This is a genomic window from Exiguobacterium sp. SRB7LM (assembly GCF_015712685.1).
Classification (GTDB): domain Bacteria; phylum Bacillota; class Bacilli; order Exiguobacteriales; family Exiguobacteriaceae; genus Exiguobacterium; species Exiguobacterium profundum.
In genome coordinates this window covers 2,737,501-2,758,154 of record NZ_VWVR01000006.1, presented here as the reverse complement: position 1 = coordinate 2,758,154, position 20,654 = coordinate 2,737,501, and the positions used below count along the sequence as shown (strand labels likewise).

Genomic DNA, 20,654 nt, shown 5'->3' with positions numbered 1-20,654 from the left:
TGGGGCAGATGATTGGGGTGAAGTCGTAACAAGGTAGCCGTATCGGAAGGTGCGGCTGGATCACCTCCTTTCTAAGGAAAATGCCCATGTGGTATTGCCCATCGTTCAGTTTTGAGAGACCAAAACCTCTCTAAGAGGGCCTATAGCTCAGCCGGTTAGAGCGCACGCCTGATAAGCGTGAGGTCGGTGGTTCGAGTCCACTTAGGCCCACCATTTTTATGAACAATTCTAATACGGGGCCTTAGCTCAGCTGGGAGAGCGCCTGCCTTGCACGCAGGAGGTCAGCGGTTCGATCCCGCTAGGCTCCACTTTTGTTCCTTGAAAACTGAAGATTCATCAAGACATCAAAAACCAATTTCACATATGGTCCGTGAGGACCGTGTGTCTTAGACGCTAGATCAAGGTAGAAAGGGCGTACGGTGGATGCCTTGGCACTAGGAGCCGATGAAGGACGCGACGAACAGCGAAATGCTCTGGGGAGTGGTAAGTACACATCGATCCAGAGATCTCCGAATGGGGGAACCCACCGCCGGGAGACTGGCGGGACACCCACGTGAATACATAGCGTGGCGTGAGGCATACCCGGGGAACTGAAACATCTAAGTACCCGGAGGAAGAGAAAGAAAATTCGATTCCCTGAGTAGCGGCGAGCGAAACGGGAACAGCCCAAACCAGGAAGCATGCTTCCTGGGGTTGTAGGACACTCTACACGGAGTTACAAAGGGATAGGGTAGGTGAACGACCTGGAAAGGTCGGCCAGAGAAGGTGACGGCCCTGTAGCCGAAACCCCATCCCCTCCAGAGTGGATCCTGAGTACGGCGGGACACGTGAAACCCCGTCGGAATCCGGGAGGACCATCTCCCAAGGCTAAATACTTCCTAGTGACCGATAGTGAACCAGTACCGTGAGGGAAAGGTGAAAAGCACCCCGGAAGGGGAGTGAAAGAGATCCTGAAACCGTATGCCTACAAGTAGTCAGAGCCCGTTCACGGGTGATGGCGTGCCTTTTGTAGAATGAACCGGCGAGTTACGATGGCGGGCGAGGTTAAGCCGATGAGGCGGAGCCGCAGCGAAAGCGAGTCTGAACAGGGCGCATCAGTCCGTCGTCGTAGACCCGAAACCAGGTGATCTACCCATGTCCAGGATGAAGGTCAGGTAACACTGACTGGAGGTCCGAACCCACGCACGTTGAAAAGTGCGGGGATGAGGTGTGGGTAGCGGTGAAATGCCAATCGAACCTGGAGATAGCTGGTTCTCTCCGAAATAGCTTTAGGGCTAGCCTCGAGGTGAAGAGTTCTGGAGGTAGAGCACTGATTGGACTAGGGGCCCCCACAGGGTTACCGAATTCAGTCAAACTCCGAATGCCAGCAACTTGTACTCGGGAGTCAGACTGCGAGTGATAAGATCCGTAGTCGAGAGGGAAACAGCCCAGACCATCAGCTAAGGTCCCCAAGTGTATGTTAAGTGGAAAAGGATGTGGCGCTGCACAGACAACTAGGATGTTGGCTTAGAAGCAGCCACCATTCAAAGAGTGCGTAATAGCTCACTAGTCGAGTGGCGCCGCGCCGAAAATGTAACGGGGCTAAACATACCACCGAAGCTATGGATCCCGTAAGGGATGGTAGGAGAGCGTTCCAAGCAGCAGTGAAGCGGTATCGTGAGGAGCCGTGGAGCGCTTGGAAGTGAGAATGCCGGTGTGAGTAGCGAAAAGAGGGGTGAGAATCCCCTCCGTCGAAAGCCTAAGGTTTCCTGAGGAAGGCTCGTCCGCTCAGGGTTAGTCTGGACCTAAGCCGAGGCCGAAAGGCGTAGGCGATGGACAACAGGTCGATATTCCTGTACCGCCGTACCACCGTTTGAACGATGGGGGGACGCAGAAGGATAAGGTGACCGTGCGACTGGAAGTGCACGGACAAGCAGCGAGGCCGTCGGGTTGGCAAATCCGCCCGGCATACAAGGTTGAGCTGTGACGTGGAGCCCGTAGGGCGAAGCACCGGATTTCACGCTGCCAAGAAAAGCCTCTAGTGAGGAGGTCGGCGCCAGTACCGCAAACCGACACAGGTAGGCGAGATGAGAATTCTAAGACGCGCGGGATAACTCTCGTTAAGGAACTCGGCAAAATGGTCCCGTAACTTCGGGAGAAGGGACGCTTATGGCAACATAAGCCGCAGTGAATAGGCCCAAACGACTGTTTAGCAAAAACACAGGTCTCTGCTAAATCGCAAGATGAAGTATAGGGGCTGACGCCTGCCCGGTGCTGGAAGGTTAAGGGGATGTGTCATCGCAAGAGAAGCACTGAACCGAAGCCCCAGTAAACGGCGGCCGTAACTATAACGGTCCTAAGGTAGCGAAATTCCTTGTCGGGTAAGTTCCGACCCGCACGAAAGGCGTAACGATTTGGGCACTGTCTCAACGAGAGACCCGGTGAAATCATAGTACCTGTGAAGATGCAGGTTACCCGCGACAGGACGGAAAGACCCCATGGAGCTTTACTACAGCCTGATATTGAGGCTTTGTACGCGATGTACAGGATAGGTGGGAGTTTGTGAAGCCGGAGCGCCAGCTTCGGTGGAGACACCCTTGGGATACCACCCTTTGCGTATAGAGTCTCTAACTCGCAGCCGTGATCCGGCTGGAGGACCGTGTCAGGCGGGTAGTTTGACTGGGGCGGTCGCCTCCTAAACAGTAACGGAGGCGCCCAAAGGTTCCCTCAGAATGGTTGGAAATCATTCGAAGAGTGCAAAGGCAGAAGGGAGCTTGACTGCGAGACCTACAAGTCGAGCAGGGACGAAAGTCGGGCTTAGTGATCCGGTGGTTCCGCATGGAAGGGCCATCGCTCAACGGATAAAAGCTACCCTGGGGATAACAGGCTGATCTCCCCCAAGAGTCCACATCGACGGGGAGGTTTGGCACCTCGATGTCGGCTCATCGCATCCTGGGGCTGGAGTAGGTCCCAAGGGTTGGGCTGTTCGCCCATTAAAGCGGTACGCGAGCTGGGTTCAGAACGTCGTGAGACAGTTCGGTCCCTATCCGTCGTGGGCGCAGGAAATTTGAGGAGAGCTGTCCTTAGTACGAGAGGACCGGGATGGACGCACCGCTGGTGTACCAGTTGTTCCGCCAGGAGCACCGCTGGGTAGCTACGTGCGGACGGGATAAGTGCTGAAAGCATCTAAGCATGAAGCCCCCTCCGAGATGAGATTTCCCTTTGAGCAATCAAGAAAGACCCCTCAGAGACGATGAGGTAGATAGGTCATGGGTGGAAGCGTGGCGACACGTGGAGCTGAATGATACTAATCGGTCGAGGCTTTGATCTAGTCTAATGGTTTGTGTTGATGAATCCTCAGTTTTCAGGGAACAAGCCCTAAAGTCTGGTGGCGATAGCGAGACGGCCACACCCGTTCCCATGCCGAACACGGAAGTTAAGCGTCTCAGCGCCGAAAGTAGTTGGGGGATCTCCCCCTGTGAGGATAGGACGTTGCCAGGCAACAACGCAGGACGACCGAGCATACGCTCGGTCGTTTTTTTACGTTCATAATGAAATCGAACTTCATATTCTGCTCGTTCACACGATGAAATTCCGAACAATTTTAATGTTATTTAAGTTAATGAACACAATTCTGAACTTTCTGAACATCGGGAATTGAATTGCACTTTTACGTTATACCTGTTACCATTACAGAAATATTTCGAAACAAAGATGTAGGTAGAACGAGAAAGGGGCCATCAATTTTTATGTGGGAAAATAAGTTTGCAAAAGAAGGTTTAACATTTGATGATGTATTACTCGTACCACGGTTTTCAAATGTTTTACCACGTGACGTTGATTTAAGCACGAAGCTCTGTGAAGGACTCGAATTAAATATTCCGATCATCAGTGCCGGTATGGATACCGTTACTGAAGCCCCAATGGCGATTGCTATGGCCCGTCAAGGTGGTTTAGGTGTCATTCACAAGAATATGTCGATGGAAATGCAGGCTGAGCACGTCGATCGCGTAAAGCGCTCAGAAAATGGTGTCATCACAAACCCGTTCTATTTAACTCCAGACCGTCAAGTATACGATGCAGAATACTTGATGAGTAAGTATCGTATTTCGGGCGTCCCAATCGTCAACTCAGAAGATGAACGTCAATTGATTGGTATTTTAACGAATCGTGATCTTCGCTTCATCAAAGACTATTCGACGGTAATCAAAGATGTCATGACGACAGAGAACCTCATCACAGCAAAAGTGGGTACATCGCTTGAAGAAGCCGAGCGTATCCTTCATCAACATCGCATCGAGAAACTTCCACTTGTCGATGAGAACGGTGTATTAAAAGGTCTCATTACGACGAAAGATATCGAAAAGGTCGAACAGTTCCCGAACGCAGCAAAAGATAAGCAAGGTCGTCTTCTTGTCGCAGCTGCAGTCGGTGTGACGAAAGACGCGGCTTCACGTGCTCAAGTGTTGGTTGAAGCAGGTGTGGATGCATTGGTTATCGATACGGCACACGGTCACTCAGCTGGCGTACTTGAAAAGGTTCGTGAGTTACGTGATATGTTCCCATCCCTTCCAATCATCGCAGGGAACGTGGCAACAGCAGAAGCGACGCGTGCATTGATTGAAGCAGGAGCATCCGTCATTAAAGTTGGGATTGGACCAGGCTCGATCTGTACGACACGTGTCGTCGCAGGTGTCGGTGTTCCGCAAATCACAGCAGTCTATGATTGCGTGATGGAAGCGAAAGAGCACGGTGTCTCAGTCATCGCTGACGGTGGAATTAAGTACTCTGGTGATATCGTCAAAGCCATCGCCGCTGGAGCCAATGCAGTCATGCTCGGAAGCTTGCTTGCGGGTGTGAAAGAGAGCCCAGGTGAAATGGAAATCTATCAAGGTCGTCAATTCAAGACATACCGTGGTATGGGATCAGAAGCATCGATGAAACGCGGAAGCCAAGATCGTTACTTCCAAGAAGCAGACAAAAAATTCGTTCCTGAAGGTATCGAAGGTCGCGTCGCGTATCGCGGTGAACTGGCTGACACGGTCTATCAATTGATTGGTGGTCTTCGTTCAGGTATGGGGTATTGCGGCGCTGCCGACATTCGTGCCCTTCGTGAAGATACACAGTTCATTCGTATGACAGGTGCTGGACTCCAAGAGAGCCACCCACACGATGTCAACATTACAAAAGAAGCACCAAACTATTCACGTTAATGAAAAAGCCGCCATCCTGTTCACTCAGGATGGCGGTTCTTTATTTGCGTTTCTCGACTAAAATGACGGTACCTCCCTGATCTTGAGCAGGAAGTGAGACGGTCACCTTCCCGTCTTTTTGAACAGTGTATGATTTGCCGCTATAGCGGTCAATCAAAATAGTCTTCGCCTTATACGACGTCTTAAATGAAACGGTTTGTGCTTTCTCTTTCGTGTTCAATCCGACGAGAACGGACTGTTTGCCGTAGGCCCGCTCAAAAATCGAGTAACCAGAATTGGCATTCACAGAGACGGATGATCGTGTTCCTTTACTGAATACGTGAGAATAGTCTGCACGGATATTCAATAGTTTTTGGTAATGCGTATGCATCGCTTTCCCTTCTCCTTTGACACGTGACCAGTCAAAGTCATAGCGGTTCTCATTGAACTCACCTTTATCCATATCCCCTGCATGTTTCCCAGATTGCCCGACTTCTTCTCCGTAATAGATGACCGGTTGACCTTTGGCCGTAATCTGAAGGGCGGCAGCGACCATTTGCTTACCTGTGTCTCCATCTGCGCGCGAGACGAGGAATCCATCTTCGTCGTGGCTACTTAAGAATTGTCCAAGCGTTGCTTCATTCGATAATTGGTTATTCCGATATTGGAGCGATTTTTCTACATCTTCAATGTTGCCGTTTACGAATCGCTCGGCCTGGTATTTAAAATCGAAGTCGAGCAAGGAATCCATTTGTCCACTCCGCAGATAACCGCCTGTATTGTTGATGCTGGCTCCATAGTGTTCGCCGATGAGTTTGAAATCTGGCTTGATTGTTGTCAGCTCATTTTTGAATGATTTCCACGTCGTTGAATCTACATGTTTGACCGTATCGACACGGAAGTAGTCGATTGTATTTCCTTTTTTCGTTTTCGAACGTTTGATCCAATCCGTCTGCCATTTGACCAATTGCTCCCGCACGGCCGCTTCCTCGGTCTTGAAATCAGGAAGACCAGATAAGGACATTCTGAGGTCGTCCCCATCGACCGGATTCTCGCGAATCATGCCATCGAATACTTGTCGTTCTGCATCCGTCGGGAAATTCGTGACGGCTGAACTTGCACCTGGTTCCATGCCGTAGCCTGGATGGTTCAAGACGACATCGACCATAATTTTGATGCCACGCTTATGCGCCTCGTCAATCAATTTATGGAATGCGGCCATATCTCCAAGGTGTTCATCAAGTTTTTCAAAGTTTTTCGCCCAATATCCGTGATAGCCATATTGAGACCCATCTTTCCCATAACGCAAATCCCAATCGATGTTATCCACAATCGGTGTAATCCAGATTGTATTGATGCCTAAGTCATCTAAATAATCGAGTTTTTTTGTGACACCCGCAAAGTCTCCACCATGGTACGATTCCAGATGGTCTTTATCATAGTACTCACGGTTCGGATTATCATTGGACACGTCCCCGTTGTAGAAGCGGTCGGTTAGCATGAAGTAGATTCGTGCCTCATCCCAATCAAATGCTTGTTTCTCTTTCATCGATTTCGGAACGACACGGATGGTGGTCTTCGAGCGATGGACATTTCCATACTGGTCGACGGCTGTGACAGAGAGCGTCTTGTTTCCTGGTTTGATTGTATCTTTCACCGCAATGGTTTGAGCATTCAATGCACGGTCGATGTGCAACTTAGCGGGTCCTCCGAGAGGTCGTGCATCGATATAGAGTTCACGAAGCGTCACTCCCTTTGGTAAGGTTGGTTTTACCCGTAGGACGGCATTTTCTCTGGAGCTAATCGCTTTTGGACTGACTGAAGAAGTGAGTTTGACGGTCGGTTGGCGATACTCTATTTGAGAAGCCTCAAAGTACGGATCCTTCACTTCAGTCGTCACCCCGTCTTTTGTGACGAGGTACGTGTAATCATGAACGCCTTCAGGCAAACGCACTGTGTGGCGGAACCATTCGTTTTCAGGCTCATACGTCATCGGATATGTTTCATCATTGATTTTGAGTGCGACCTGTTCGATTTCATTCATTTTTCCGGATTCATAAAGTGCTACATCGCGGTAGAAGAAACTAATCCCGTCTGTACCGTACACTGGTCCGTTGACTGTCGGAACTTGATGGAACACACCTTTGCCGCTTTCGACGAGGACCTTCGTGACACGGTCTTCTCCGAGCGTGACGTATCTGTCTTCTCCGTATGCGTCCTTCACAGCCCAATCCGTTCCTTTTCGGATCACAAATCCGACTTTGGTGGCGTCTTGACCAACGGGGATTCGGAAGATGGCCCCGTCCTCCGTGATGCGATACGGGTCAACTTGGCCGTCTTTTTTACCGGTGCTCCACGTCCACAAGTTCCAATCCGTATAATCTCCATCCGCGCGGACATACTTCATCTCGATATAACGAGTCGTTTCCCATGGATCGGCGAGCTTGGTTGCCGTTTTGAACGAAGTCGTCAAGGCAGGGAGTGACGTGTTGGAAATCGTCCCTGTCACCGCATCCGCTGGGATGGTCGCCGTATATGACGTGTCGAGTGCGAGTGCCTCTTTCGGCTGAAGTGTCACGGTCGAACCGTTCGTTGTCACGTCGACCGGGATTTTTGTCTCTCCTTGTTGAAGCGTGACTGCTTCAGTATCGAGACGGACAGGTTCGTTGAACGTCCATGTGATTGGGGTAGACACATCCACGTCGATCGAGGATGAAGCCGGGGTCACCGAAACGACCTCAAGCTGATCAATCGTCTCCACCCCATTTAACGTGAACGGGGCACTATATACGGATTGCGTCGACGGAGTAGCAGCGACGTTCCAGCTGTTCGCCAGTTGGTTGGCCGCGTTACTTGGAATCGTATCGAACGCACCATGCTCTCCTGCATTATTGCCGCTCAATACAGTCAAGGCACGAACTTGGTCTCCATTGTTTAGCCCGAGTAAGGATAATGGGATCTTTCCTTCGAATCCTTTCGTCCGGTCCACTGCGAAAGCCGCACCGTTCAATTGGTTCAATTGTAAGAGTGGGGTATCCTGTCCGGCCTTATAAAGGGCGGCCTCTTTGACTTTTTGATCGCCATCGACACGAACGAGAACATGATATTGAGGTGCCTTGTCGACGCCTGTAAAGTCGAATGGGTATCCGAGTGGATTTTCAGAGACGCCAGAATCTTCATCGTTAATTTGAAGGGCGATGTTAATGTATTGTCCGTTGTCGCCCCAATTCGGGACATTGTTCGCATCTACATAAAAATAAAGATGTTGAGCATCGTTTTGTATGTATAAATCACCGACATCAAATCCTTGCCAACCCGTAGCCGGGGAAGTCGCAAGGGCTGGGATCGAGCTCCAGTCTGTTTTCAATCCATCAATCGTCATCATGGTCGGTTCGGCCAATGCGTTCATCGGGACACCGGCTTGAATGAGTAATGCTCCGGAAAGGATCAGCGTTGAAGCCTGACGAGCGGTTGTTTTTTTCATGAGGCACCTCTTCCTGTCAAATGGATTTGCACACTTTTATGCAAACGTTTTCAAAAATAGTTTATCGGAACTTGAAAGCGCTAACAATATGTTTTTGAAAAAATAATAAACCGCCTCTCCTATTCTGAAAGGAGAAGCGGTCAAGAGGATGAGGCGACAAGCTTCCCTTTTACAATCAGGCGCTCTGTCGTATCGAACGTACACGTGATTAACGTGATGGTTGGGGTTGAGGTGACATCTAATACATCGACTCGTTCAGGAGAGACGGTTTCAAGCGAAGTGACTACATACTCGTACGTTTGCGTTTCATCTTGAAGGTAGATCGTGGCACCGACCTCGATTTCATGGAGCGGTCCGAATAGGGCAGTTGCTCGTTGTAGGTAGTGGCCGGCGAGCGCGTAGTTCCCTTTGCCCATCTCTTGTTCAGGATGCATCGTTCCGGTGCCTACCGCGAGACTTTCATTGTCCAAGCCTTTCATGATGGGAAGTTTCAGTGAGACATCGGGAATTGAAATCACGCCGATTGTCGGCAAATTATGAAACCGATTGCGCGCTTGTAGGACGTCCGATACAGAGAGCGGACTGACGGCTTTAAAATTATAACTTGGATCAAATTCGCTCTCTTCTTGAAATTCCATCTGTTCCACCACGTATTCACTCGTCGAACTAACAATGGCATTTTCCCAAATTGGACTCGTCAAAAAGAGGATGCCGCTCCCAATGAGTAAAAGTCCGATGAGCCACCGGATACGTCGATTCATGACTTCCCTCCTTTTGAAACTTCCCACGCAAGCATCAACTGAACGATCACGTCAGGTAAAGTCGACTCAGACAAATGCGCAAACCCGAACAGAAATTGCTTGTGGGAGTCCGGATGCACGATACGATAGTCGTTCATGGATTTAATGGCGATTCCGGCGGATTCGGCGGACCGCTTCAATTCTTGCTCTGTTCGCTCGGTCGCGATGGTCAACACGACGTGCAATCCGGCACTTGCTCCGGTCACGGTGACGGTCGGTTCGAATGGTCGGAAGGCGGAGAGGACACTTTCTAACTTACGACGGTATATTTTTCGCATCCGGTTCAAATGCTTCTCAAAGTCACCGCTCGACATGAATAAGGCCAACGTCTGTTGTTCGAACCGGGGAACGCTACAGGTGAAATACTGGTGTCGTTCCCGGTAACGGTTTAACAAGGGTGTCGGTAAGACCATATAGCCGATGCGTAAGGATGGCATGAGAGATTTTGAAAACGTACTGATATAGATAACCCGTTCGTTCGGGTCCATGCTCTGCAGTGACGGAATCGGCTTGCCGCTATAGCGAAACTCGCTGTCGTAATCGTCTTCGATGATATACGTCTGATGGACGAGTGCCCAATTTAACAAACGTTGCCTTCGACTGACAGACAGGACGGTCCCTGTCGGAAATTGATGAGCAGGTGTGACATATAGTGCATCGATTGCATGACGCTCGAGCTCATTCACACAAACACCACTATCGTCTACGGGAATAGGAATCGACGTGCGTCCTTGTTGTTCGAACAACAATCGCGTGAGCGGATAACCAGGGTCTTCGATCCCGAAGATAGACGAGTCCGGTAATAGATTCAAGAGTTGTGGCAACAGCTGTTCCGTACCGGACCCGACGATGATCTGTTCTGGTGAGCACTGTACGCCACGGGAGTGATAAAGATATGTGGCGATTTCTTGGCGTAATTCTAGATCTCCTTGAACAGAACCTAACGCAAGTAATTCATGATTCACGTCATCGACGACATGTTTGATGTGTCGCTTCCATCGTTCAAACGGGAAGGCAGTCGTGTCGATTTGACTCGGGGAAACATCATAATCATATGTCTTTCGCTGAGGGGCTGGTGTGATGGTACTACTCGAGCGCCGGACGTACAGTTCCTCTTGAGGTAACACATAAAATCCTTTTCGAGGAATGGACTCGATGTATCCTTCGGCGAGTAACTGGGCATACGCGAACTCGACCGTGGTCTGCGAGACATCTAAAAATTGAGAGAGCTTACGCTTTGAAGGTAATTTGGTTCCTGTCTTTAACGTATCGTCGAGGATGGCATCCCGAATGTGTTTATACAATTGCTCGTAAAGCGGGATGGACGATTCTTGATCAAGCGATAAGGTAAGCATATCCATGGTGTGACGTTCCTTTCTTTACGAACCAAAAAAGAAGTAGAGCATAAACCCAAGAATAATGATGAAAGAGACAATCCCGGGTGTCCCGAATGAGGCACGATGACCCCCATCAAACGAATCGCGGTTTAACATACGTACTCCTCCTTTATACTTCAACAGGTTCGTGATAGATGAAATAGAGTCCTTTATTTAAAACTGACCACTTTAAATAATGAGAAACTGGCACTTTTAATATAGTCAATTCAACTTATACTAGCAAGTAGAACACGAATCAATGGAGGGATTTCAATGGAAAAGAGACAAGTAGGGACAGATAAAGTAAAACGTGGGATGGCTGAAATGCAAAAAGGCGGCGTCATCATGGACGTCATCAACGCTGAACAGGCGAAAATCGCTGAAGCTGCCGGTGCTGTGGCTGTCATGGCGCTCGAACGTGTACCATCAGATATCCGTAAAATGGGTGGCGTTGCCCGTATGGCTGACCCGACAATCATCGAAGACGTCATGGGGGCAGTATCTGTGCCGGTTATGGCAAAATGCCGGATCGGGCATATCGCTGAAGCACGTGTCCTCGAGTCGATGGGGGTCGACTTCATTGACGAGAGTGAAGTGTTGACACCAGCCGACGAAGAGTTCCACTTGTACAAGCGCGACTATACGGCGCCGTTCGTATGTGGAGCACGCGACCTCGGTGAAGCAGCCCGCCGTATCGGTGAAGGGGCAGCGATGATTCGTACAAAAGGGGAGCCGGGAACAGGGAACATCGTCGAAGCGGTTCGTCATATGCGTACAGTCCAAGCTCAAGTGAAACGTCTCTTGTCGATGAGCGTAGATGAGGTCATGACAGAGGCGCGCGACCTCGGTGCACCGTTTGAAGTATTGATGCAAATCCGTGAAGCGGGCCGTCTGCCGGTCGTAAACTTCGCAGCAGGTGGAATCGCGACACCAGCGGATGCTGCCTTGATGATGCACCTCGGGGCAGATGGAGTCTTTGTCGGATCTGGTATTTTCAAAGCGGAGAACCCAGAAAAATTTGCACGTGCCATTGTAGAAGCAACAACGTATCACGATGACTATGAGCGAATCGCACACTTGTCAAAAGGATTGGGTGAGGCGATGAAAGGACTCGACGTCCGCACACTCAAAGAAGAAGAACTCATGGCACCACGAGGCTGGTAAGATGGTAACGATTGGCGTATTAGGAATGCAAGGTGCGATTCGTGAGCATGTTCGCATGCTGGAAGCGCTCGGTGCTCGAACCGTTGTCGTTCGCTCGGTAGAAGACTTGGAGTCAATTGACGGACTCGTGTTACCAGGTGGAGAGAGCACGGCAATGCGTCGACTACTCGATCGTTATGGATTACTTGAACCACTTCGAGAGACGGAAACGTTACCAATGTTCGGCACATGTGCCGGCATGATTCTTCTCGCGAACGAAGTCGAAGGGTATGACGCCCACTTGAAAAAAATCCCGATGACAGTGAAACGCAATGCGTTCGGACGTCAGGTCGACAGTTTTGAGGTCGACCTTCCAGTGAAAGGAATCGATGAGCCAGTCGAAGCGGTCTTCATTCGTGCCCCACAAGTGGCACGCGTTGAACCAGAAGTAGATGTGCTCGCTGAAGTGGAGGAAGCGATTGTGGCGGTCCGTTACAATCAGTATCTTGCTTGCTCGTTCCACCCCGAATTGACGGATGACCTCTCGTTACATCGCTATTTTATCGAGATGGTCAAAGCGAATCAGAGTCAACATGTATAAGTTTGAGGGACCTCGCAAAAAGGGGGTCCTTCAAACTTATTTTTTGTTACACTGAACAAAGAAGCGTACAGAAAGGGGAAACGATGTGAAGGCCCGTTATTTCATCATATTGCTCACTGTCGTATTCGTCATACAGACCATGTTGCCATCGGCTGCCTCTGCGGCCGCTCCGAAAGTGGATGCAGCAAGCGCGATGCTTGTAGACGTGACGACAGGACAAGTTCTATTTGCCAAACAAGAAGATTCGATGCTTCAGCCGGCTTCAATCACGAAGCTGATGACTGCATTTTTGACGCGTGAGGCGATTCAGGCAGGGAAACTCAGTTGGACACAAGAAATCACACCGAGCGATGCTGCTTTGGCGTTGACGAGAAAGCCGGGGTTGGCACGAATCCCGCTGTTAAATAAACCATATACCGTCAAAGAATTATACGATGCCGCGTTGATTCGTTCAGCGAATGAAGCGGCCGTAACGCTCGGGGAGGCCGTATCCGGTTCGGAAGAGGCATTTGTCAAAGAGATGAATCGCCGGGCTGATGAATTAGGGATGACGCAAACGACGTTCGCGAACGCCTCAGGACTCGATTCTGAATCCGCTGGCCTACCGGGAGACAACTTGACGTCTGCTAAGGACTTGATGAAGCTCGCGATCGCGTATTTGACGACGTATCCGGAAGTGCTCGACGTGACGAAGCGGGCATACGTGGACGTCGACGGTGTTCGATTTGATGCGACGAATCGCATGCTCGCTAATCGTGACCTCGCTTATCCGGGAATGCTCGGCTTCAAGACAGGCACGACGAATGAGGCGGGATATTGTTTCATCGGCGTATCCACACGGGATGGGCGTACCGTTTTGTCGGTCGTCCTCGGTGCAACATCGGACGAGGGACGTTATGCAGCAACGAAAGCGCTACATGATTATGCTTATGCGGATTTCGTGATGACCCCAATCTTGCGGATGGGGGAGACAATCTCCAAGATGGCAACGGTCTCTCAAGGCGAGGAAGAGCAAGTCGCGGTCCGAACGACGAACGACTTTGAAGTATTAGTCGAAAAAGGAAGACCCGTACCGGAGCCCGAATATGATCTGCTTGATTTAGAGGCTCCGATTAAGGCTGACACACAGGCAGGCATGGTCACCATCGATTCTTCGGAGAACGTACGCTATTTAGAGGGAGAGGCTCCTCCTAAGATGGCACTTGTTACAGCGGAGTCGGTCGATACCGCCTCGTTCTTGACGAGAATAACGCGAGCTTTTTTGGATTTCCTCGATCAAATCCGACTCGCACTTGGAAAAATCAGTCTTGTCGAACAAGTTGAGATGTTGTAAAGTAAGATTAATTCAATGACAGATGCGATGATGAGAATAAGTACGTTACGTACGTCTACTGACAGAGAGCTAGTGGTTGGTGCAAACTAGTGAGATGACGTGACCGAATCGGCCTCGGAGCATTGACTTGGAAACAAGTCACGTTCGCACACGTTACGTGCATCGAGTGGCTCAAACATTTGGGCAACGAGGGTGGCAACGCGGATCCAAGGTGGTTCGTCCCTTTCCTACGGGAAAGGGACGTGCCACCTTTTTTATATGAAAAAGGAGGAATAGCAATGTTAGACATTAAACGTTTGCGACAGGATTTTGAAGGGATTAAAGAAAAGTTAGCTCACCGGGGGGAAGACTTGAGTGCACTTGACCGCTTCCCACAACTAGAGGAGAAACGTCGCGACTTGATCAACGAAGTCGAAGTGAAGAAAGCGAAGCGCAACGAAGCGACAAAACAGATCGCTGAATTGAAGCGGAACAAAGAAGATGCCGAAGGTCCGATTTTAGAGACACGTCGCCTCGGCGATGAAATCAAACTGTTGGACGAAGAGTTACGCGAAGTTGAGGCAGAACTCAACTTGATTTTACTCAGCATCCCAAATATCCCGCACGAATCAACACCAATCGGCGAAACGGAAGACGACAACGTGACGATTCGCGAAATCGGGACAAAGCCTGAGTTTGATTTCGAGCCTAAGCAACATTGGGACGTGATGGAAGACCTTCAAATCGTCGATGTCGAGCGCGCTGGAAAAGTAACAGGTAGCCGCTTCGTCTTCTATAAAGGATTAGGCGCTCGCTTAGAACGTGCCCTCATCAACTTTATGATGGACCTTCATTCAGATGAGCATGGGTACGCTGAAGTGTTACCTCCTTACATGGTCAATCGAGATTCGATGACAGGAACGGGTCAGCTTCCTAAATTTGAAGAGGATGCATTTAAAGTAGCGGATACGAACTACTTCCTCGTTCCGACGGCTGAAGTACCGGTCACGAACATGCACCGTGAAGAAATTCTTCCGGAAACACAACTTCCAATCGCGTATACTGCATATAGTGCAAACTTCCGTTCTGAAGCTGGGTCAGCGGGACGTGACACACGTGGATTAATTCGTCAGCACCAATTCAATAAAGTCGAGCTCGTCCGCTTCGTAAAACCGGAAGAGTCTTATGAGCAATTGGAACTGTTGACAGGTCATGCTGAAGAAGTCTTAAAACGTCTAGGCCTTCCTTATCAAGTGCTCAGCATGTGTACGGCAGATCTCGGATTCACTGCCGCGAAAAAATACGATATTGAAGTATGGATGCCGGCACAAGGGGTCTATCGTGAAATCTCGTCTTGCTCAAACTTTGAAGATTTCCAAGCGCGTCGTGCGGGAATTCGTTTCCGTCGTGACGCCAATGCGAAACCTGAGTTTGTGCATACGTTGAACGGTTCAGGTTTGGCGGTCGGACGAACGGTCGCAGCGATTCTTGAAAATTATCAACAAGCGGATGGATCGGTCGTGATTCCAGAAGTTCTTCGTCCTTACATGGGTGGAAAAGAAAAGATTGAAATGCCGAACTAAACGCTTGAGCAGCCTCGATTTTGAGGCTGCTCAATTTTTTTAATGTTTTTTCACAAAAGGGTTTGACATCTGTCTCTTCAGTTGGTACTATAAATCATGTCGAGCGACACTGTTGCTCACGAATTGCATATGAGCTTTGGAGGTGTACCCAAGTGGTTTAAGGGAACGGTCTTGAAAACCGTCAGGGGTGTAACAGCCTGCGTGGGTTCGAATCCCACCACCTCCTCCATTTCTTTTTTGGAGGCTCACACAATTTTATATCTTTTGGAGGTGTACCCAAGTGGTTTAAGGGAACGGTCTTGAAAACCGTCAGGGGTGTAACAGCCTGCGTGGGTTCGAATCCCACCACCTCCTCCACTTTCTTTTTTTTACACTTTTTTAGGCCTGGAGTTGTACCCAAGTCCGGCTGAAGGGGACGGACTCGAAATCCGTTAGGAGTCGCAAGGCTCGCGTGGGTTCGAATCCCACCAACTCCGCTTTCAATCGGGCATCTGCAGAGGCAGATGCATTTTTTGTATCCACAGACATAAGCGCTGTGGATTTTTTTATGCACAAAAAGAAGGATTACGCTTTCGTTGGCGCAATCCTTCTATTGATTATCTCACTTTTGCTTCGCGTGCAATCGTGAGTTGCTTTTCAATTTTCTCAAGAATGAGTTCGACTGAATCTGGGTCGTTGATGAGGTCATACTCTTCGATCGAGAGACGCAATACCGGGCATAGGTTGAAGTTGTTGATCCATTCTGTGTAGCGGGTGTACATCTCTTCCCAATAAGCGATTGGTGTTTGCTGTTCCATCTCGCGACCGCGCATCTGAATGCGTTCGAGTACTTGTTCGAACGAACCTTCAAGATAGATTAATAGATCCGGGTGCGGGAAGAACGGTGTCAACACCATTGCCTCGAACAAACTAGAATACGTTTCGTAGTCTGTTGGTGACATCGTCCCTTTTTCATAGTGCATCTTGGCGAAGATGCCTGTATCTTCATAGATTGAACGATCTTGGATGAAGCCGCCACCGTATTGGAAGATTTTCTTCTGTTCTTTAAAACGTTCTGCCAAGAAGTAAATTTGAAGATGGAAGCTCCAACGTTCGAAATCATGATAGAATTTATCGAGGTAAGGGTTGGTATCTACTTTTTCGAGAGACGTTCGGAAATTCAATGCATCGGCTAACGAATTGGTGATCGTTGATTTCCCGATCCCGACCATTCCCCCGATTGTAATGATTGTATCGTTCGGGATGTTATATTTATCAATCAGCTTCATTTTATTTGGGCTCCTTTAGTTAATTCTAATTCACGCTCAATCGTTTTTAGGACATGAGTCAAGTCGTCCGGATTGTGTACAAAGTCGAGTTCATCCCCACTGAACGAGAGAATCTTCACTTCTGGATGGGCCGCGCGATACGATTCAACAAACGTCTCATAGTCGTGAGCAAGTTGTTCGAGGTAATCACGAGACATATTCTCTTCCACTTCACGTCCACGTAAGGCGACTCGTTTCATTAATGTCTCAATGCTGGCATGTAAGTAAATGACGACATCAGGTTTCGGCATATCATGTGTCAAAATCTTATAAATCTGCTCGTACTTGTTCAAATGTGCCGGTTTCAGCGAACGGTGAGCAAAAATCAAGTTTTTGAAAATATGATAGTCCGAAACGACGGATTGTTGCTGACTCAAGTGGTGTTTGTGAATATCATCCAACTGCTTGAATCGATTGCACAAGAAGAACATTTCCGTTTGGAAACTCCATTCTTCGATATCTTCATAAAACTTGCCGAGAAATGGGTTCTCTTCTACAATTTCATTCAGCATCTGCATCGAGAAATGCTGACTGATGATATGGGCCAGTGATGTTTTCCCGACACCAATCGGTCCTTCTACCGTTATAAACATATGATGTCATCCTCCATTATCCAAAGTGCAAGTTCCATTCTAGCACACAATACGAGCGATATGGCGAGGGATTTGATTTTCATTTTTTTTCATAATTTTAAATAAGAAATGAGGTGAATCGATGGAACGTGATGAGCGATTTATGCAGTTGGCCATCGAAGAAGCGAAGAAAGCAGAAGCCATTGGCGAGGTGCCGATTGGTTGTGTAATCGTAAAGGGAGACCAGGTGATTGCAACTGGGCACAATCGTCGTGAGACAGATCGTCTGGCGGCAGCACACGCCGAAATGATTGCGATTGAAACGGCTAATGAAATGTTAGGGAATTGGCGATTAGAAGACTGTGAACTATACGTTACCCTTGAACCGTGCCCGATGTGTGCGGGCGCAATCGTATTATCTCGCGTGAAACGTGTCATTTTCGGTGCCCACGACCCGAAAGGTGGATGTTGCGGGACATTGATGAACTTGGTGCAGGATGAGCGATTCAATCACCAAGCTGAAGTGACAGAAAATGTTTTAGCAGAAGAATGTGGACAGCTCCTGACAGATTTCTTCCGAGCGCTTCGGGAAAGGAAGAAACAAGACCGACTCAATCAGAGAGGTTGCAACCCAATCGATTAAACAGTATAATGTAATAGCACTCGAGATAGTGCCTAATTTCATTTACCCATTTGCCGTGCTAGGTGGGGAGGTAGCGGTGCCCTGTCACTCGCAATCCGCTGTAGCGAGACTGAATCCCGATTCGAGGGAGTGCGCTGGTGTGGTCTGCCTTATGTAAGTGGCGTTGACGTCTGAGTCCTGCGCAACGGTCACCCATGAACCAGGTCAGGTCCGGAAGGAAGCAGCCTTAAGTGGTGACGTACCGTGTGCCGCAGGGGTGCTTGGGCTGAGCAAACTGCATGAGTAACGCATGTTGACGTGCTTTCAGAAATCGGTGCGCGGCAGATTTATTTTATAACTTCAATCTATGGCCCCCGGGCTGTAGATTTTTTTGTATGATGAGATAGAGAAGAACAGTAGGGAAGGAGGCGAACTCATGGCGTATCAAGCGTTATATCGTGTATATAGACCTCAATCGTTTCAAGAGGTCGTCGGTCAAGTCCATATCACACGTACGATTCAAAATGCTCTGTTAGAGGAGCGGATGTCACATGCGTACCTATTTTCCGGCCCACGTGGAACGGGGAAGACGAGTTTGGCGAAAATCATCGCCAAGGCAATCAACTGTGAAAGTGCGCCGACACGTGAACCATGTAACACCTGTCCGACGTGTATCGCCATCACGGAAGGGACAAGTCCCGACGTGTTTGAAATTGATGCCGCATCGAACAACGGAGTTGACGAAATTCGGGAGATTCGAGACAAAGTCAAATATCCGCCGTCCCAAGGGCGTTACAAAGTATACATCATTGATGAAGTGCATATGTTATCGACCGGTGCATTCAACGCGTTGTTAAAGACGCTTGAGGAACCACCGGCACATGCGATATTCATCTTGGCTACAACAGAACCACATAAAATTCCGGCCACAATCATTTCCCGCTGTCAGCGATTCGATGTCAAACGACATGAAGTGAGTCAATTGCAAACGCGGATGGCCTATATTTTGAACGACCAAGACCATGACTACGATCCGGAAGCGTTGAAACTCATCGCACGTGCTGCCGATGGCGGGATGCGAGATGCCCTTAGCTTACTTGATCAGGCGCTCGCATTCAGTGATGGGCGGTTGACGGAAGAAGCGGTGTTAGAAGTCACGGGTGCCGTGACGGATGAAACGTTGCTCGACATGGCGTATGGTCTCCAGCGAAAAGAGTTAAATGCCATTTTGAGTACGCTTGAATTGATGTTACGTGAAGGGAAGGACTTGAAACGTTTCATCGAAGATTTAGTGTTCGTTCATCGGGATGCGTTACTCTTGAAAGCATCTCCACAAGCAGCTGACTTATTGGAACGTGCTCGTCCGACTGACGAGTTTCGTCAGTTCGTCGAAGCGACTTCAACGGATGAATTGTTCCAAGTGATTGAAGAGCTCAATGATTGCCAACAGCAGATGAGGTTATCTAACCATCCGAAAGTGTTGGTGGAGTTAACATTTATCCGAATCGCGGAACAAGGCCGTACAATTAGTGAGCAAATGACACAACTACAAGATCAAGTGCGTGAACTGAGCCGTGAATTAAATGAAGTGAAGAAGAATGGTGTTGTCGTGACAGGTGGAGAAGCAGAAAAGCCGAAGCCTGCTCCGAAACGGACACAAATCCGGGTGCCGAAAGAACGGATTCGCCAACTCTTGCAACGGGCCGAACGGCAGCATTTGAATGCGATTCGCGACAGCTGGGGAGATATCATGACGAATATTCGGATACAAGATGGTCCGATTTTCGCTCTCTTCTATGAAAGTGAAGCTGTCCTTTGTGCAAGTGACACCTTACTGGTACAATTTAAAGATGGAATGACATGGCACTATGAACAAGTGAGTTCAAATGGTCGTACGCGCGATGTGATTGAACAGGCGTTATTCGAAGTGACGGGGATTCGTCGCGAAATCATGGCGGTGCTTGAGACGGATTGGAATGAACTAAAAAATGAGTTCATCCTTCAAAAACAAGCAGAACGAACGGAACAAGTCGAAGAGCCGGAAACCGAGGATCCGCTAGTTGCGCAGGCGATGGAACGTTTTGGCGATGTCGTTGAAATCGAAGAAACATAAGGGAGGCGCTCTGAATGCGTGGAATGGGAAACATGAACAACATGATGAAACAGATGCAAAAGATGCAAAAAGATATGGCGAAAGCTCAAGAGGAATTAAAAGAGTTATCAGTTGAAGGAACAGCGGGAGGCGGCATGGTGAAAGTTGTCGTCAGCGGTCATAAAGAAGTTTTAGACGTCATTATTGCTGAAGACGTTGTCGATCCGGACGATGTGGATATGTTACAAGATCTCGTCTTAGCAGCAATCAATGATGCAATGAAACAAGCAGATCAGCTTGTGAATGATAAGATGGGACGTTTCACACAAGGGATGAACCTCCCAGGCTTTTAAGTGAAGAAAGGATCGATGCGAGTTGCAATACCCTGAAGCCATTGGACGATTGATTGAGAGTTTTACGAAGTTACCTGGGATTGGACCGAAAACTGCGGTACGTTTAGCATTCCATGTATTAGATATGGAAGAAGACGATGTGTTGACGTTCGCGAAATCTCTCGTGAGTGCGAAGCGTGACATAAAGTATTGTACCGTGTGTGGCCACATCACAGATATTGATCCGTGTGCAATCTGC

At 48.9% G+C, this 20,654-nt stretch carries 14 protein-coding genes, 5 tRNA genes, 3 rRNA genes, 1 other RNA gene and 1 other annotated feature (1 of these 24 running past the window's edge); of the genes, 18 read left to right on the top strand and 5 right to left on the bottom strand.

Features of this window, described 5'->3' with window-relative positions:
• From F3H97_RS14970 to guaB, 6 genes are all read left to right on the top strand, one after another.
• Positions 1-71: ribosomal RNA gene (locus tag F3H97_RS14970) — 16S ribosomal RNA — on the top strand; the annotation flags it as partial.
• Positions 72-136: 65 nt separating this feature from the next.
• Positions 137-213, top strand: a tRNA-Ile gene (locus F3H97_RS14965).
• Between the two features lie 22 nt (positions 214-235).
• Positions 236-308, top strand: a tRNA-Ala gene (locus tag F3H97_RS14960).
• Between the two features lie 88 nt (positions 309-396).
• A 23S ribosomal RNA gene (locus tag F3H97_RS14955) occupies positions 397-3,310 on the top strand.
• Positions 3,311-3,363: 53 nt separating this feature from the next.
• A 5S ribosomal RNA gene (gene rrf, locus F3H97_RS14950) occupies positions 3,364-3,480 on the top strand.
• 248 nt (positions 3,481-3,728) lie between these two features.
• Positions 3,729-5,192: an IMP dehydrogenase gene (gene guaB / locus F3H97_RS14945; protein WP_074035270.1), complete on the top strand. Its 1,464-nt coding sequence runs from the start codon at positions 3,729-3,731 to the stop codon at positions 5,190-5,192.
• A 40-nt stretch (positions 5,193-5,232) separates the two neighbouring features.
• Here guaB and F3H97_RS14940 read toward each other — a convergent pair whose 3' ends face one another.
• The 3 genes from F3H97_RS14940 to pdxR form a co-directional block, all read right to left on the bottom strand.
• Positions 5,233-8,655 (bottom strand): alpha-amylase family glycosyl hydrolase, encoded by a 3,423-nt coding sequence (locus F3H97_RS14940; protein ID WP_196431819.1) that lies wholly within the window; start codon positions 8,653-8,655, stop codon positions 5,233-5,235.
• Between the two features lie 140 nt (positions 8,656-8,795).
• The gene (locus F3H97_RS14935) at positions 8,796-9,416 is read right to left on the bottom strand and encodes a class A sortase (RefSeq protein ID WP_196431818.1); all 621 of its coding nucleotides are present in this window, start codon (positions 9,414-9,416) and stop codon (positions 8,796-8,798) included.
• Positions 9,413-10,816 (bottom strand): MocR-like pyridoxine biosynthesis transcription factor PdxR, encoded by a 1,404-nt coding sequence (pdxR, locus tag F3H97_RS14930; protein ID WP_159563186.1) that lies wholly within the window; start codon positions 10,814-10,816, stop codon positions 9,413-9,415. The genes F3H97_RS14935 and pdxR overlap by 4 nt, the downstream gene beginning before the upstream one ends.
• 288 nt (positions 10,817-11,104) lie before the next feature.
• On the opposite strand from pdxR, the gene pdxS reads away from it, so the two are divergent.
• The 7 genes from pdxS to F3H97_RS14895 all read left to right on the top strand — a co-directional run bounded on the left by pdxS (position 11,105) and on the right by F3H97_RS14895 (position 15,946).
• On the top strand, positions 11,105-11,995 hold the full coding sequence (gene pdxS / locus F3H97_RS14925) for a pyridoxal 5'-phosphate synthase lyase subunit PdxS (RefSeq protein WP_012727762.1): 891 nt from the start codon (positions 11,105-11,107) through the stop codon (positions 11,993-11,995).
• Between the two features lies 1 nt (position 11,996).
• Positions 11,997-12,575 (top strand): pyridoxal 5'-phosphate synthase glutaminase subunit PdxT, encoded by a 579-nt coding sequence (gene pdxT, locus F3H97_RS14920; protein ID WP_074035275.1) that lies wholly within the window; start codon positions 11,997-11,999, stop codon positions 12,573-12,575.
• Between the two features lie 85 nt (positions 12,576-12,660).
• Positions 12,661-13,908 carry a D-alanyl-D-alanine carboxypeptidase family protein gene (locus tag F3H97_RS14915; RefSeq protein WP_196431817.1) on the top strand — a complete coding sequence of 416 codons (1,248 nt, stop codon included), beginning with the start codon at positions 12,661-12,663 and terminating at the stop codon, positions 13,906-13,908.
• Positions 13,909-13,926: 18 nt separating this feature from the next.
• Positions 13,927-14,135: a binding site (T-box leader), on the top strand.
• Between the two features lie 51 nt (positions 14,136-14,186).
• Positions 14,187-15,470, top strand: coding sequence for a serine--tRNA ligase (gene serS / locus F3H97_RS14910; RefSeq protein ID WP_012727759.1), 1,284 nt, complete (start codon positions 14,187-14,189; stop codon positions 15,468-15,470).
• A gap of 138 nt (positions 15,471-15,608) precedes the next feature.
• A tRNA-Ser gene (locus F3H97_RS14905) sits at positions 15,609-15,699 on the top strand.
• Positions 15,700-15,736: 37 nt separating this feature from the next.
• Positions 15,737-15,827, top strand: a tRNA-Ser gene (locus F3H97_RS14900).
• A gap of 29 nt (positions 15,828-15,856) precedes the next feature.
• Positions 15,857-15,946: transfer RNA gene (locus F3H97_RS14895), tRNA-Ser, on the top strand.
• Positions 15,947-16,066: 120 nt separating this feature from the next.
• Here F3H97_RS14895 and F3H97_RS14890 read toward each other — a convergent pair.
• A complete protein-coding gene (locus F3H97_RS14890) occupies positions 16,067-16,738 on the bottom strand; it encodes a deoxynucleoside kinase (protein WP_074035276.1) in 672 nt (223 codons plus the stop codon).
• Positions 16,735-17,370 carry a deoxynucleoside kinase gene (locus F3H97_RS14885; protein ID WP_012727757.1) on the bottom strand — a complete coding sequence of 212 codons (636 nt, stop codon included), beginning with the start codon at positions 17,368-17,370 and terminating at the stop codon, positions 16,735-16,737. Before F3H97_RS14885 ends, F3H97_RS14890 begins: the two co-directional genes overlap by 4 nt.
• 121 nt (positions 17,371-17,491) lie before the next feature.
• On the opposite strand from F3H97_RS14885, the gene tadA reads away from it, so the two are divergent.
• The 5 genes from tadA to recR all read left to right on the top strand — a co-directional run.
• Positions 17,492-17,992, top strand: coding sequence for a tRNA adenosine(34) deaminase TadA (tadA, locus tag F3H97_RS14880; protein WP_196431816.1), 501 nt, complete (start codon positions 17,492-17,494; stop codon positions 17,990-17,992).
• 53 nt (positions 17,993-18,045) lie between these two features.
• Positions 18,046-18,313, top strand: an RNA gene (gene ffs, locus F3H97_RS14875) — signal recognition particle sRNA large type.
• Between the two features lie 94 nt (positions 18,314-18,407).
• Entirely contained in the window at positions 18,408-20,084 is a 1,677-nt protein-coding gene (dnaX, locus tag F3H97_RS14870) for a DNA polymerase III subunit gamma/tau (RefSeq protein WP_031424060.1), read from the top strand.
• Positions 20,085-20,098: 14 nt separating this feature from the next.
• Positions 20,099-20,416 carry a YbaB/EbfC family nucleoid-associated protein gene (locus F3H97_RS14865; RefSeq protein ID WP_012727754.1) on the top strand — a complete coding sequence of 106 codons (318 nt, stop codon included), beginning with the start codon at positions 20,099-20,101 and terminating at the stop codon, positions 20,414-20,416.
• A gap of 22 nt (positions 20,417-20,438) precedes the next feature.
• Positions 20,439-20,654, top strand: partial view of a recombination mediator RecR gene (gene recR, locus F3H97_RS14860; RefSeq protein ID WP_012727753.1) — the 5' end (the start) only. It continues 384 nt past the right edge of the window; the window shows 216 of its 600 coding nt (coding positions 1-216); it begins with the start codon at positions 20,439-20,441; its stop codon lies off the right edge, out of view.

What these genes read in the sequence shown, in the direction of transcription:
- guaB (WP_074035270.1), top strand. Translation starts at nt 3,729, where the DNA reads ATGTGGGAAAATAAGTTTGCAAAAGAAGGTTTAACATTTGATGATGTA.
- F3H97_RS14940 (WP_196431819.1), bottom strand. Translation starts at nt 8,655, where the DNA reads ATGAAAAAAACAACCGCTCGTCAGGCTTCAACGCTGATCCTTTCCGGA.
- F3H97_RS14935 (WP_196431818.1), bottom strand. Translation starts at nt 9,416, where the DNA reads ATGAATCGACGTATCCGGTGGCTCATCGGACTTTTACTCATTGGGAGC.
- pdxR (WP_159563186.1), bottom strand. Translation starts at nt 10,816, where the DNA reads ATGGATATGCTTACCTTATCGCTTGATCAAGAATCGTCCATCCCGCTT.
- pdxS (WP_012727762.1), top strand. Translation starts at nt 11,105, where the DNA reads ATGGAAAAGAGACAAGTAGGGACAGATAAAGTAAAACGTGGGATGGCT.
- pdxT (WP_074035275.1), top strand. Translation starts at nt 11,997, where the DNA reads ATGGTAACGATTGGCGTATTAGGAATGCAAGGTGCGATTCGTGAGCAT.
- serS (WP_012727759.1), top strand. Translation starts at nt 14,187, where the DNA reads ATGTTAGACATTAAACGTTTGCGACAGGATTTTGAAGGGATTAAAGAA.
- F3H97_RS14890 (WP_074035276.1), bottom strand. Translation starts at nt 16,738, where the DNA reads ATGAAGCTGATTGATAAATATAACATCCCGAACGATACAATCATTACA.
- F3H97_RS14885 (WP_012727757.1), bottom strand. Translation starts at nt 17,370, where the DNA reads ATGTTTATAACGGTAGAAGGACCGATTGGTGTCGGGAAAACATCACTG.
- tadA (WP_196431816.1), top strand. Translation starts at nt 17,492, where the DNA reads ATGGAACGTGATGAGCGATTTATGCAGTTGGCCATCGAAGAAGCGAAG.
- dnaX (WP_031424060.1), top strand. Translation starts at nt 18,408, where the DNA reads ATGGCGTATCAAGCGTTATATCGTGTATATAGACCTCAATCGTTTCAA.
- F3H97_RS14865 (WP_012727754.1), top strand. Translation starts at nt 20,099, where the DNA reads ATGCGTGGAATGGGAAACATGAACAACATGATGAAACAGATGCAAAAG.